This is a genomic window from Kingella kingae ATCC 23330, assembly GCF_900111845.1.
Taxonomy (GTDB): Bacteria; Pseudomonadota; Gammaproteobacteria; order Burkholderiales; family Neisseriaceae; genus Kingella; species Kingella kingae.
This window is the reverse complement of record NZ_FOJK01000003.1, coordinates 19,339-32,100: the sequence shown is the minus strand read 5'-3', so window position 1 is coordinate 32,100 and position 12,762 is coordinate 19,339. Positions and strand designations below refer to the sequence as shown.

Below are 12,762 nucleotides of genomic sequence, written 5' to 3'. Positions count from 1 at the left end.
AAATTATAGTTAAATTTAAGAGGCTTAATGTTATGAAAAAGAATTCATTGGAAGCATTGTCAGTACTAAGTTTGAGCATGGTAATGCAGGCTGCTTTTGCAGGAAATATTACGGATATCAATGTATCGGTACTACCTGACCAGCAACGAGTAATTAAATTAAAATTTGATAGTGCACCTGTTGAACCTACTGGTTTTACTACAGCCACGCCTGCTCGTATTGCTTTGGATTTCCCAGGTACGAGTGTTAAAGTTCCCCAAGCAGCTTTGAGTTTTAATGATGCATTGTTGAATCAAATTATTGCTGCGCAAAATGATAATAATGCACGTATTTTGTTAGGCTTGGCAAAAGAAGGTCAATATAATGCTCAAGTTCGCGGTAATGAAGTATGGATTTATGTAAGCGAATCAAAATCAACCAATACAGCGACAGTTCATCAAGCATCTGCTGCGGATAATTCTGCTGCAAACTACACGCCAGCAGCAGCTACATCTGGTTTTAATGTGGACTTCCGCAAAGGTGGACAAAATTCGGGTTTGGTTGAATTTTCATCAGCCTATACTGGTCAGCCGCAGGTTAAAGTGCAATCGGATCGTTTGGTTATTACTTTGAAAAACTATCCGTTGGCTACGCAAGATCAGCGCAATTTCGATGTAACTGATTTTTCAACACCAGTTCGCACAGTTACCGTTAAACGTATTGGCAATGATACGCAGATTACGATTCGTAACCAAGGTAGCTGGGAACATAAGGTCACTCAAAGCAATGGTCGCCATGTAATTCAAGTACTACCTACGCGCAATGTGGCAGAATCAGCTGCCAATGGTAAACGTGCACAGCAAAATTTCACAGGCAAACGTATTTCGTTAGACTTTCAAAATATTGAAGTTCGTACTGTTTTGCAAATTTTGGCACAAGAATCAGGTATGAATATCGTAGCCAGTGATAGTGTGCAAGGCAAAATGACATTGTCATTAAAAGATGTGCCTTGGGATCAAGCCTTGGATTTGGTAATGGATGCGCGTAATTTGGATATGCGTAAACATGGCAATATTATTAACATTGCGCCACGCCAAGAATTGCTGGATAAAGACCGCAATGAAGCAAAAGCACGCCGAGAAATGGAAGATTTGGGTGCGTTGTATTCCAAAACATTTCAGTTGAAATACAAAAATGTGGAAGAATTCAAAAATATTTTACGTTTGAGTGATTCACCAAATACTAACGACAGAAGTAACATTTTAAGTACTCGTGGTAGTGCCTTGATTGACCCTGCAACTAACACTTTGATTGTAACTGATAACCAATCTGTTATTCAGAAATTTGAGCGATTGATTGATGAGTTGGACGTTCCTGCTAAACAAGTAATGGTAGAAGCGCGTATTGTGGAAGCTGCTGATGGTGTATCACGAAGTTTGGGTGTCAAGTTTGGTGCTCGTCGTAATGGTGCAACATCATGGGGTGGAGACTGGAATAACAGTATCGCATTGAATAATCGCTCTACTAATTCTGGTACATCAACTGGTGGTGTTGCTTTCAATCCAAATGTAAACTTGCCTGTTGCTTCTGCGACTAGCTCTATTTCGGTGATCCATTCTTGGGCTGCTGGTGCATTGGGCTTAGAATTATCTGCGATGGAAACAGAGAATTTAACTAAAACAATTTCAACTCCTCGAGTTTTGACACAAGACCGTAAAGAGGCAGAAATTCGTCAAGGTACACAAATTCCTTATACTACTCGCAGCAGTGATGGCGATAGTAGTACGGCATTTAAAGATGCAGTGTTGAGCTTAAAAGTAACGCCACGTATTACGCCTGACAGCAAAATTATCTTGGATATTGCGATTAACAAAGATGAACCTGATTACAATAATGTAAATGCCGAAGGTGAACCAGGTATTGTCACTCGTGCAGTTAAAACGCAAGCAATGATTGAAGATGGTGCAACCTTGGTTGTGGGTGGTATTTATCAAGAACAAATGGCTAATAACGTTAGCAAAGTACCTTTATTGGGCGATATCCCAGTATTGGGTAATTTGTTTAAATCTCGCTCGCGTAGCCGTAGTCGCAATGAATTGCTGTTCTTCATCACGCCACGCATTATGGGGGCGGAAAGCAGTGTATTGCGCTACTAAAAAAGCCTCTGCATAAATTGCAAATTTAGGTTAAAATGCCTGCCATGGAAAAGAACATGGCAGGCAATTTATTTTTGGTGGGACTGATGGGTGCAGGCAAAACCACACTGGGCAAGCAGCTTGCAGAGCATTTAAATCGTCCTTTTTATGATAGTGACCATGTTATTTGTGAGCGCACTGGCGTAAGCATTCCAACCATTTTTGAAATGGAAGGCGAGCAGGGCTTTCGCGATAGAGAAAGTACGGTGCTGGCTGACTTGGCAGCTCTGGATAACATTGTATTGGCAACGGGTGGTGGCACAGTGTTGCGTGAAAATAATCGTGCATGTTTACGCGATAAGGGGACGGTCATTTATTTGCACGTTTTGCCCGAAATTCTGTTTGAACGGACTCGTTACGACAAAAATCGCCCATTATTGCAAGTGGCAGACCCATTGGCAAAATTTAAAGAATTGTATGAAATTCGCCACCCTATTTATCGCGAAACGGCGCACATTGTGCTGGAAGTGGGTAAATTGGGCTGTCAAACCACGTTGAATAAAATTTTAGAAATGATAGAAGAATTGTGATGCAATCGCTTATCGTCAAAACGCCGTCGCATTCGTATCCCATTTATATTAAAGCTGGGATATTGGGCGATTTTTCATATTTTCAGCCACATATCACGTCCAAGGTTGCCATTGTAACCAATACGTTGGTGGCAGATTTGTATTTGCAAAAATTGGAGCATTTGCTTTCTGCTAATGGAGTGGATTGTTTTTCCATTATTTTGCCCGATGGCGAGCAATACAAAACGCACGATTCGCTCAATCAAATTTATGATGCGTTGTTGCGGCATTATGCGGATAGAAAAACCACGATTTTGGCATTGGGCGGTGGTGTGATTGGCGATATGGCTGGTTTTGCTGCGGCAACTTATCAACGTGGTATTCCGTTTGTGCAGATTCCCACCACTTTGTTGAGCCAAGTGGATTCGTCAGTCGGTGGCAAAACCGCCATCAATCATCCTTTGGGCAAGAATATGATTGGCGCGTTTTATCAACCGCAAGCCGTTTTGGTGGATTTAAATGTGCTGAACACTTTGCCCAATCGTGAATTGTCGGCTGGTATGGCGGAAGTAATTAAATACGCTTTGTTGGGCGATGAGCAGTTTTTGCAATGGTTGGAACGCAACATTGTGGCGATTATGCAGCGTGATGAAACGTTGTTAAGCGAATTGATTTTGCGCTGCTGCCAAATGAAAGCGGACATTGTGGCGCAAGACGAAACCGAACAGGGTGTACGTGCTTTGCTGAATTTGGGGCATACGTTTGGACACGCGATTGAAGCGGAAATGGGTTATGGCGTGTGGTTGCATGGCGAAGCAGTAGCAGCTGGTATGGTGTTGGCGGCGAAATTGTCCGAGCAACTGGGTTATCTATCCGCGGCAGATACGGTGCGAATACAGCAATTATTGCAGCAGGCTGGTTTGCCAGATGCGCCGCCTGTCTTTGCATTGGAAAAATGGATACAGCACATGCAGCACGATAAAAAAGTCCAAAATGGCAAAATACGTTTTGTTACGCTGCAAAAATTAGGAAAAGCATGTATTGACGTGATACAAGATGTAGCGATATTACGCAATACGCTGCATGAATATCTACCTCATTAACTTTACTAGGGAACAAACATGACACACGAAACAGCTTTGGGCGCGGCGTTGAAAAATGCGGTGCAAGCGATGAGCAAAAAGAAGCAAACTGATATGGTTGCAGAATATCTTTATAATAAATATGAAGTTTTTCAAAAATGCAAACCATTGGCGGTGGGCGTGGAAAATGAATTGATTGCTGCTTTGCCGCAATTTAACGCAGAATTGGTTAAGCGAGCATTGGCAAACCATTGTCGCCGTCCGCGATACATCAAAGCGGTGGCGCGTGGTGGCAAGCGTTTTAATCTGAACAATCGTTTTCAAGGCGAAGTGAGCGCGGAAGAGCAACAACACGCGCTGGAACAACCTGGCATTCGTGAAGCGATTGAAAAACAAGATGCGCGTCGTGCCGAAGCCAAAGCGGCAAAACAAGCTGCTGCATCTAATCAAGAATAAAAGTAAACAAAAAGTGCAGGCTGCTTTTTAAACGGTTTTTCCGTGAAAAAGCAGCCTGCACTTTATTTATATACACAACTTACTGTCCGCGCAAAAACAGCGCATCTAAATCGTCCAAACCAATCTTCACCCAAGTGGGGCGGCCGTGATTGCATTGATTGCTACGCGGAAATTGCTCCATGTCGCGCAACAAGGCATTCATTTCGGGCAGGGTTAATTGTCGCCCAGCGCGCACCGAACCATGACACGCCATCGTGGACAAAATCTCGTTTTCTCTATCGCGCACGGTGGGCGATTGTCCTGTTGCCATTAAATCGCGCAACACTTCTCGCGCCAACGTTGCCACATCGCTTTTGCTCAACATATTCGGCACGGTGCGGACGGCGATTTTGCCTGTTTCGGCATTGACCAAATCCAAGCCGTATTCGCGCAAGCTGTGAGAAAATTCATCAACCGCCGCTTGTTCGGCATGCGTGGCGGCAAACACGACTGGAATCAACAACATTTGCGCTTGAATGCCATTGGCGTGGTGCGCGGTTTTCAGTTTTTCGTAGTTGATGCGCTCGGCAGCGGCATGCATATCTACCAAAATTAAGCCGTCTTCGGTTTGTGCCAAAATGTAGATGCCCAGCAGTTGCGCCAAAGCAAAGCCCAAAGTGTGTTGTTCGCGCGATTCGGTTGGTAAAGCAGCCTGCACCGTGTGGCTTGGCATGGGCTCGATGTCATCATCATGGCGATATAACTCGGCATAAGTATCCAGCGCGGCTTGTCGTTCGCGCAATGGCAGGCTGCTTTGGCGCGGCGCGTGGTAAGCCGCATAAGGCGCAGGCGCAACCGATGCAGACGGAGTAGGGCGCGTGTGCAGGCTGCTTTCGTATGCGTTTGGGGCGATTTCGTGAGCGGTGTCGTTTGCCATTCGTTCGTGCAAAATCGCGCCTGCATTGCTGACGCTGCTGGTTAAATCGGCGCGTGTGTTGGCTAATGCTTTGTTTACGCAATGGAAAACCAGTTGATGCACCGCTTGGCTGTCTCTAAAACGGATTTCGGTTTTGGTTGGGTGGATATTTACATCAACCAAACTGGGGTCAATCGTCAAAAACAGCGCGAACGCAGGCGTGATTTGATTGTGCAACACATCGCGATAGGCTTGCTTAACCGCGTGCAGCATCACTTTATCGCGCACAAAACGTTGATTGACAAAGAAATATTGCGTATCCGATTTCCCTTTGGCAAAAGTTGGCTTGGAGACAAAACCGTTCAGTTGCAACGCGCCATTTTCGCTTGACACAGGCAAACTGGCGGCGTGAAATTCCGCGCCCAAAATCTGCGCGACACGTTGTTCTGGCGATTGCGCTGGATAGGCAAAAATCAATTTATCGTTGTTTTTTAAGGTAAACGCCACGTTGGGATTTGCCAACGCCAAGCGTTCTACCATCGTCAAACAATGCGCGTATTCGGTGGACTCCGATTTCAAAAACTTGCGCCGTGCAGGCGTGTTGAAAAACAATTCCGCCACTTCTACCGTTGTGCCGACTGGGTGCGATGCCGCGCTCACGGGCTGGAACACACCGTCTTCTGCCTTGATTTGCGCGGCGTGGGCTTGCGTGGCTGGGCGGCTGGTCAAAGTTAGGCGCGACACCGATGCCACGCTCGCCAAGCCTTCGCCGCGAAAGCCCATGCTGCGAACGCGCTCCAAATCGGACAGCGTTTTGATTTTGCTGGTGGCGTGGCGCGACAAAGCCAAAGGCAGCGATTCGGCATCGATGCCGCTGCCGTTGTCGCACACGCGAATCAGCTTGATGCCGCCGCCTGCAATGTCGATTTGGATTTGCGTTGCGCCTGCGTCCAAGCTGTTTTCTAGGATTTCTTTGAGCGCGTTGGCTGGGCGTTCTACCACTTCGCCTGCGGCAATTTGGTTGATTAAATGGTCGGGGAGTTGAATGATGGACGACATAATTGGGTCAGCAAAATAAAAGAAGCGTGATTATAAAAGATTGCAGGCTGCTTTTGTTTGATTAAAAAGCAGCCTGCACTTTTTTCTTGCCCGATTTAAGTCCGCTTCAACAACACCTTTTCCGCTTCGTGCAACATTTTCTCTTCATCTTCATGTTCGCCCACATTAACCGCTTTGGCAAACGCATTCACATCAAACTGCAAACGATTTTCGGGCAAAGTCAAAACCATAGGCAAACGCGACACGCCATTATCGCCATCGGGAAACGCCAAATTGCGCTCTTCTGGGCGCACGTTCAACTGCGTTTCAAATTCCATACGAACGGTTAATTGCAGCACCGATTCAGGTGGATAGCACAACTGCTTATGCGCTTCGTATTGCACTTTTCGCAAATCCTTTTTCAGCTCTTCCAATTCCCGCTCTTGCGCTGCCTTGCGCTTGAACAATTTGTCTAACAGACTTTCGGTTTGTTCCAACAAACGCTGCTGCTTGTCCACTGCATATTTGCGCTTGCGGTATTCATCCAAATAGTCTTTTGCCACGCCGCGAACGTGCTTCATTGGCAACAACGTTTGCTTGTGGTTTTCCGCCCACTGGTTTTGCTCCAACTCGGCAAACACATCGCTGCGGCGTTTTTCCAAAAAGGTCGCATACGCGGTTAAACGTCCCAACAAACTTTTGACTTGGTCGTCCAACAAAAGTGCAGGCTGCATTTGAAAATCCTGTAACGCAGCAATCATTTTGCCCAACAGTTGTCGCATACTCACATAAATAAAATCAAACTCATCTTGGTGATTGGGCAAACGGCGCAAACTGTTGGCAAGCGGCTCTAAAATCCCGACTGTGAGCAGTTTTTCATAATCTGCCAAACGCTTGTGGACTTCCTGTTGCAGGCTGCCCGATGACGTGCCAAACGGCGCAAACAGCAGCGTGAGCAAGCGTTCTTCGTGATACACGTCCAACTGCTCCATAAAATCCATGACCACTTTGCGGATATTGCCTTGAATCGTAATAATGAACTCAATTTGCTTTTGGAAAAACAGCTCGGTTGGCGGACGGCTGCCCGACAAATACGCTGCATTATACGATGCGCCGTGCAGCAACAATGAACCGCCAAACAAACGCTCTTCTTCCAAAAAGCGGCGAATGCCAAACGGATTGCTGCTGTATTCCAACATTGGCGCAATCGCAAACAAATAGCCCGAAGCGCGGACAACTTCCAACTGGCGCGTTTTTTGTTCGTGCGCCAAAAATTGCGACATCAACGGGTGTGGGTGCGCCAAAAGCTGACGATTTCGCACCGTTTTAAACGCATAGCCCAATAATTGTTGTTTTAAATACACTTCGTTGATGAACACTTTAACCGCATTAACATGCAATTTTCGCGCATTGGGCGGCAATTCCAAATTTTGCTTATTGCGAATCACGTCGGCAGCTGCATAAATAAAGGCGCGGTAAACATTTTGTTTACAAATATGCTGTTCCAAATCGTTGTCGCAATCAAAAAGCTGGATTTTTTCCAACATATTTTCCAAATAATCGGCGATTTGCGTGGCTTCGTGGTAGTCGTTTTGCAACAAAGACAAGCTCTGCGCCACTTGGTTTGCCAACACTTTAAGCTTTTTGAATGACGTGGGAACAGCGTTTGCCGCCTGCGCTAAAGTTTGCACGCTTTCTTTGTATTCAAACACTTTTTTGTCGGCATTCCAAAAAATGTGCTTGGGCGCGAGAATTTGTTGCGCCACGTTTTTGCGGTCTTGCGGCGAAAGAGTGGTAAAAATATCGTTTAGATTTTGTTGCCAGAACACGTCCAAATTGGGGTCAATTTGCGTGATTTGAGCGCGAATTTCATAGGGAATGTAATCGCTGGGGTAGTTTAGTTTACGTTGGTTGGTTGGTTGGTTGGTTGGTTGGTTGGTTGGTTGGTTGGTTGGTTGGTTGGTTGGTTGGTTGGTTGGTTGGTTGGTTGGTTGGTTGGTTGGTTGGTTGGTTGGTTGGTTGGTTGGTTGGACGACATTATTTTCTCCGTTTTTAAAAAATCAAGCTATTTTACCAAGATTCAAAGAGTTTAACATCTATAAATTGTGAAATATTATCAAAAAGTGCACGCTGCTTTTCATCGCCCAAATGATATAATCCGCACCGTTTTTCCTACTCCGAAAGCCTGTTATGCCCAACTCACTCTATCAACAAAACATCATCTCGGTTGCCGATTTAAGCGTGGCGCAATTACAACTATTGCTGGATACAGCATTGAAATTAAAACATAATCCACAAGATAAATTGCTAGACGGCAAAATCATCGCATCGTGCTTTTTTGAGCCATCAACACGCACACGCTTGTCGTTTGAAACGGCGGTACAACGCTTGGGCGGCAAAGTGATTGGTTTTGCCGATGGCGCAAACACCAGCGCGAAAAAAGGCGAAACGCTTGCCGACACGGCGCGAATCATCAGCAATTATGCCGATGCGATTATCCAACGCCACCCCAAAGACGGTGCAGCGCGTGTGTTGGCAGAATTTTCGCGCGTGCCAGTCATCAACGCAGGCGATGGCACAAATCAGCACCCCAGCCAAACTTTGCTGGATTTGGTTACGATTTACGAAACGCAAGGCAGCCTGCACGGTTTAAAAATTGCGATGTGTGGCGATTTAAAATACGGTCGCACCGTGCATTCGTTGGCGCAGGCGTTGAAGCTATTTCAATGCGAATTTGCGTTTGTGTCGCCCAACAGCTTGGCAATGCCCGATTACATTACGCAGGAATTGGACGAAGCAGCCTGCACTTGGCAAACTTTTGACAGCTTGGAACAGGCGATTGAGTGGGCAGATATTTTGTATATGACCCGTGTGCAGCGCGAGCGTTTTGATGAAGAAGAATTCGCCAAAATTCAAGGCAAATTCAATTTGAATGCGGCGATGTTGCAGAATGCAAAACCGAATTTGCGGGTGTTGCACCCCTTGCCGCGTGTTGATGAAATCGCGCCCGATGTAGATGACACGCCGTATGCGTATTATTTTGAGCAGGCGGCAAACGGCATGTATGCGCGAATGGCGATGCTGGCTTTGGTACTCAATCAACAAGTATAAAGGAATGGAATAACATGAAAAATCAACAATTAAGCGTGGAAGCGATTGAAAATGGCACAGTGATTGACCACATTCCAGCAGGCTTGGGTTTGACGATTTTGCGCCAATTTAAGCTGCTGCATTATGGACACGCAGTAACGGTCGGGTTCAATTTGCCCAGCCAAAGTCAAGGCAGCAAAGACATCATCAAGATTAAAAACGTGCAGTTTTCGGAGCAAGATGCCAACCGTTTGGCATTGTTTTCGCCCAATGCGGTGGTCAATCAAATTGAAAACTTTGCGGTGGTGCGAAAGATGAAATTGCAGTTGCCCGAATCCATCGCCGAAGTGTTCCGTTGCCCCAATGCCAACTGTGCCAGCCATGTTGAGCCTGTTCGCAGTTTGTTTTATGTGCGCGAATATAAGGGACAAACCAAACTAAAATGCCATTATTGCGAAAAGACTTTTGCGCGAGAAATGGTGGACGAGGCGTAAAACAAATTGAATCTTGCAAAAAAGCAGCCTGCACCCATTTAGCCACGCATGGTTGATTAAAATCGCAATGATACGGCGTTGCCAACACCCTTATGTATAGTGAAATGAAATAAAAATAGGACAAGGCGACAACGCACGCCGTGTGCAAATAGCACATAAGGGCGTTGGCAACACCGTCCTATTGCAATTTCATTTCACTATACTTATCGTACACGGCGGTTGTTGTCGCCTTGTATCATTTTTATTTTAATCAACCAAATCACAAAACGAAAGAACACAATATGAACGAAAGAATCCGCTTTATTTTTGACGATATGCCCATTCGTGGCTTACACACGCAACTAGGCGGTGTTTGGCAACACATTTTGCAGCGCAAACATTATTCAGTCGCCATTCAACGCGCTCTGGGCGAATTGCTGGCAGCAGGCAGCTTGTTATCCAGCAACCTAAAATTAGACGGTACGCTCATCGTGCAAGTGCAAGGGCAGGGCGTATTAAAAATGTTGGTGGTAGAAGCGACTTCGGAACATACCGTTCGCGCTACCGCTCGCTGGGACGAACACGTTGCCATTGCCGATGATGCCGATTTAAACACCTTGCTGGGCGACAACAGCGTGTTTGTTTTGACCGTGCAGCCCAAAGACGGCGAGCCGTGGCAAGGCGTTGTGCCATTGGAAGGTGGCAGCATCGCCAGTATGTTGATGCACTATATGGCGCGTTCGGAGCAGCTAGAAACCTACATCGCTTTGGCGGCAGACGCGCAACATGTGGGCGGTTTGTTGTTGCAACGCTTGCCCGAAGAGCAGCCTAATCCCGAAGCATGGCAACACGTTACCGCGCTAGCCGAAACGCTCACCGCAACCGAATTGCTGAATTTGGACGCGCAAAACTTGCTGTATCGCCTGTATCACGAAACCCCGCCGCGCGTGTTTGAACCCGAAGCATTGGAATTTGCTTGCACTTGTTCGCGTGGCAAAGTGAGCGATATGTTGCTGATGTTGGGCGGACAGGAAGTCGGCGCAGTCGTGGCAGAAGAGGGCAGCATCACGGTGGATTGCGATTTCTGCAACGAGCATTACACGTTTGATGAAACCGATGTCAATGCCTTGTTTGGCGCGGACATTGTGGCAGCAGTTCAAGCAGAACACGCGAAGCCACGAGTGATGTAAATAATATGAAAAAGCAGCCTGCACTTTAATTAACCAAAAAAGTGCAGGCTGCTTTTTATGCTAAAATTTCTACTTTTTAAGCAATCGGACAAACACCATGAACAAACACCGCGTATTAACAGGCGTCACCACCACAGGCATTCCCCATTTGGGCAACTATGTGGGCGCGATTCGCCCTGCCATTCGTGCCGCTGCGCAAGACAACGTAGAAAGCTATCTGTTTTTGGCGAACTACCACGGCATCATCAAATGCCACGACCCAGCCATGATTGATGAATCCACACGTGCAGTGGCAGCCACTTGGCTTGCGTGCGGCTTGGATACCGAGCGCACCACGTTTTATCGCCAATCCGACATTCCCGAAATTTTGGAGCTGAACTGGATTTTGACTTGCATCACCGCCAAAGGGCTGATGAACCGCGCTCATGCCTACAAAGCCGCGATGGACAAAAATATCGCCGAACAACAAGACCCCGATTTTGAAGTGGAAATGGGTTTATATAGCTATCCTATTTTGATGACGGCAGATATTTTGATGTTCCGTGCCAACGATGTACCTGTGGGTCGCGACCAAATTCAACACGTTGAAATGGCACGCGATATTGCGCAACGCTTCAACCATCGTTTTGGCAAAGAATTGTTTGTGTTGCCCGAAGCCAAAACCGATGAAAACGTGCATTTATTGGTTGGCTTGGACGGACGCAAAATGTCTAAATCGTATGGCAACACCATTCCACTGTTCCAAACGCCAAAACAGCGTCAAAAAGCGGTAAACAAAATCGTGACCAATTTAAAAGAACCAGGTGAACCGAAGCAAAAAAACGAAAGCCCGTTGTTTGAAATTTATCAAGCGTTTGCCACGCCCAGCGAAACGGTGGCGTTTGAGCAGGCCTTGAATGATGGCTTGGCTTGGGGCGAAGCGAAGAAAATCTTGTCGGCAAAAATCGGCGAAGAATTGGACAGTAAAACCGATGTGTACAACGATTTAATCGCTAACCCAAGTCGTATTGAAGACATTTTACAAGCAGGCGCAAGCAAGGCGCGAGTGGAAGCGCGTGAATTGTTGGCGCAGGTTAAAGATGCGGTAGGGATTCGCACATTGAAGTAAATTGAGTTGGATAAAAAGTGCAGGCTGCCTTTGTGTAATTTCAAAAGCAGCCTGCACTTTATTTAAGCAAACAGAACAGATTAGTGTTTATGTGGAGCAGGAGTCGCACCGTGGTCATGACCATGACCAGCCATGCCGTGAGCCATTTCACGCACGGTTACGGTCAGGGTTTGCGGTTTGCCGTTTTGGAATTTGAGCGTTACAGGGAATTTATCGCCCACTTGCAATGGTTTAACCACGTCAAAAATCATCACATGATAGCCGCCGCGCTTCAATTCTTGCGTTTGACCTGCTGGCAACGGAATACCGCCTTTTACTTCGCGCATACGCATCACGCCGTTGTCGTTAATATGCGTGTGCAATTCGGTTTTGCTAGCAATGTTTTTCTCTACGCTTGCACCAATCAATTTATTGTCGGTGGCATCGGTGTTTTTTAGGTTAATAAAAATGCCGCCTTGTTTCATGCCCTGCAAAGTTGGGTAGGCATAGGCTTCGCTCGCTTCAATGCCTTGCGCAAAGGCAGTTTGGCACAAAACGGTTGCGGCTAAAATAGCGAGTGTTTTCTTCATAATAAAACTCCGTTGTAAACAAATTAAAAAAGTTGCAGGCTGCCTGCGCGTTGAATTATAAGCGTATCGAAGCAGCCTGCAAATTGCTTTATGTCAAAGATTCATTCAGAAGGTGTGAATAACTGGAACAGCCACGCTACAAAGCGAATCAGTAGCGAAACCAGTTCGTACAAACCTT

The 12,762-nt window shown here is 46.3% G+C and carries 12 protein-coding genes; 8 read left to right on the top strand and 4 right to left on the bottom strand.

Translation table 11 applies throughout. From position 1 onward, the window contains the following. Positions 1-32 precede the first annotated feature (32 nt). From BQ5809_RS00815 to BQ5809_RS00800, 4 genes are read left to right on the top strand one after another with little or no spacing between them, the layout of a single operon-like run. Complete coding sequence (locus BQ5809_RS00815) at positions 33-2,135, top strand: type IV pilus secretin PilQ (RefSeq protein ID WP_003785828.1); 2,103 nt, start codon at positions 33-35, stop codon at positions 2,133-2,135. A 56-nt stretch (positions 2,136-2,191) separates the two neighbouring features. After that, on the top strand, positions 2,192-2,704 hold the full coding sequence (locus tag BQ5809_RS00810) for a shikimate kinase (RefSeq protein ID WP_111694434.1): 513 nt from the start codon (positions 2,192-2,194) through the stop codon (positions 2,702-2,704). Beyond that, complete coding sequence (gene aroB, locus BQ5809_RS00805) at positions 2,704-3,786, top strand: 3-dehydroquinate synthase (protein WP_003785833.1); 1,083 nt, start codon at positions 2,704-2,706, stop codon at positions 3,784-3,786. Before BQ5809_RS00810 ends, aroB begins: the two co-directional genes overlap by 1 nt. A gap of 18 nt (positions 3,787-3,804) precedes the next feature. Continuing rightward, complete coding sequence (locus tag BQ5809_RS00800) at positions 3,805-4,221, top strand: ProQ/FINO family protein (protein ID WP_003785834.1); 417 nt, start codon at positions 3,805-3,807, stop codon at positions 4,219-4,221. A 79-nt stretch (positions 4,222-4,300) separates the two neighbouring features. Here BQ5809_RS00800 and mutL read toward each other — a convergent pair whose 3' ends face one another. The 3 genes from mutL to BQ5809_RS10110 all read right to left on the bottom strand — a co-directional run bounded on the left by mutL (position 4,301) and on the right by BQ5809_RS10110 (position 8,192). After that, positions 4,301-6,175, bottom strand: coding sequence for a DNA mismatch repair endonuclease MutL (gene mutL / locus BQ5809_RS00795; RefSeq protein WP_003785835.1), 1,875 nt, complete (start codon positions 6,173-6,175; stop codon positions 4,301-4,303). A 95-nt stretch (positions 6,176-6,270) separates the two neighbouring features. Next, positions 6,271-7,983, bottom strand: a complete 1,713-nt coding sequence (locus tag BQ5809_RS00790) for a hypothetical protein (protein ID WP_155114347.1) — start codon at positions 7,981-7,983, stop codon at positions 6,271-6,273. A 68-nt stretch (positions 7,984-8,051) separates the two neighbouring features. Next, on the bottom strand, positions 8,052-8,192 hold the full coding sequence (locus tag BQ5809_RS10110) for a PT domain-containing protein (protein WP_200778896.1): 141 nt from the start codon (positions 8,190-8,192) through the stop codon (positions 8,052-8,054). Positions 8,193-8,344: 152 nt separating this feature from the next. On the opposite strand from BQ5809_RS10110, the gene pyrB reads away from it, so the two are divergent. The 4 genes from pyrB (at position 8,345) to trpS (ending at position 12,015) form a co-directional block, all read left to right on the top strand. Further along, positions 8,345-9,265: an aspartate carbamoyltransferase gene (gene pyrB, locus BQ5809_RS00780; RefSeq protein WP_003785836.1), complete on the top strand. Its 921-nt coding sequence runs from the start codon at positions 8,345-8,347 to the stop codon at positions 9,263-9,265. A 14-nt stretch (positions 9,266-9,279) separates the two neighbouring features. Further along, positions 9,280-9,738: an aspartate carbamoyltransferase regulatory subunit gene (gene pyrI, locus BQ5809_RS00775; RefSeq protein WP_003785837.1), complete on the top strand. Its 459-nt coding sequence runs from the start codon at positions 9,280-9,282 to the stop codon at positions 9,736-9,738. Between the two features lie 281 nt (positions 9,739-10,019). Beyond that, on the top strand, positions 10,020-10,907 hold the full coding sequence (hslO, locus tag BQ5809_RS00770; protein WP_032827619.1) for an Hsp33 family molecular chaperone HslO: 888 nt from the start codon (positions 10,020-10,022) through the stop codon (positions 10,905-10,907). A 97-nt stretch (positions 10,908-11,004) separates the two neighbouring features. Continuing rightward, on the top strand, positions 11,005-12,015 hold the full coding sequence (trpS, locus tag BQ5809_RS00765; RefSeq protein WP_003785839.1) for a tryptophan--tRNA ligase: 1,011 nt from the start codon (positions 11,005-11,007) through the stop codon (positions 12,013-12,015). Between the two features lie 80 nt (positions 12,016-12,095). On the opposite strand, the gene BQ5809_RS00760 is transcribed toward trpS, so the two are convergent. Beyond that, complete coding sequence (locus BQ5809_RS00760; protein WP_003785840.1) at positions 12,096-12,584, bottom strand: copper chaperone PCu(A)C; 489 nt, start codon at positions 12,582-12,584, stop codon at positions 12,096-12,098. Between the last annotated feature and the right edge of the window lie 178 nt (positions 12,585-12,762).

Excerpts from the sequence above, each read along its gene's own strand:
- BQ5809_RS00815 (WP_003785828.1), top strand. The coding sequence starts at position 33 with ATGAAAAAGAATTCATTGGAAGCATTGTCAGTACTAAGTTTGAGCATG.
- BQ5809_RS00810 (WP_111694434.1), top strand. The coding sequence starts at position 2,192 with ATGGCAGGCAATTTATTTTTGGTGGGACTGATGGGTGCAGGCAAAACC.
- aroB (WP_003785833.1), top strand. The coding sequence starts at position 2,704 with ATGCAATCGCTTATCGTCAAAACGCCGTCGCATTCGTATCCCATTTAT.
- BQ5809_RS00800 (WP_003785834.1), top strand. The coding sequence starts at position 3,805 with ATGACACACGAAACAGCTTTGGGCGCGGCGTTGAAAAATGCGGTGCAA.
- mutL (WP_003785835.1), bottom strand. The coding sequence starts at position 6,175 with ATGTCGTCCATCATTCAACTCCCCGACCATTTAATCAACCAAATTGCC.
- BQ5809_RS10110 (WP_200778896.1), bottom strand. The coding sequence starts at position 8,192 with ATGTCGTCCAACCAACCAACCAACCAACCAACCAACCAACCAACCAAC.
- pyrB (WP_003785836.1), top strand. The coding sequence starts at position 8,345 with ATGCCCAACTCACTCTATCAACAAAACATCATCTCGGTTGCCGATTTA.
- pyrI (WP_003785837.1), top strand. The coding sequence starts at position 9,280 with ATGAAAAATCAACAATTAAGCGTGGAAGCGATTGAAAATGGCACAGTG.
- hslO (WP_032827619.1), top strand. The coding sequence starts at position 10,020 with ATGAACGAAAGAATCCGCTTTATTTTTGACGATATGCCCATTCGTGGC.
- trpS (WP_003785839.1), top strand. The coding sequence starts at position 11,005 with ATGAACAAACACCGCGTATTAACAGGCGTCACCACCACAGGCATTCCC.
- BQ5809_RS00760 (WP_003785840.1), bottom strand. The coding sequence starts at position 12,584 with ATGAAGAAAACACTCGCTATTTTAGCCGCAACCGTTTTGTGCCAAACT.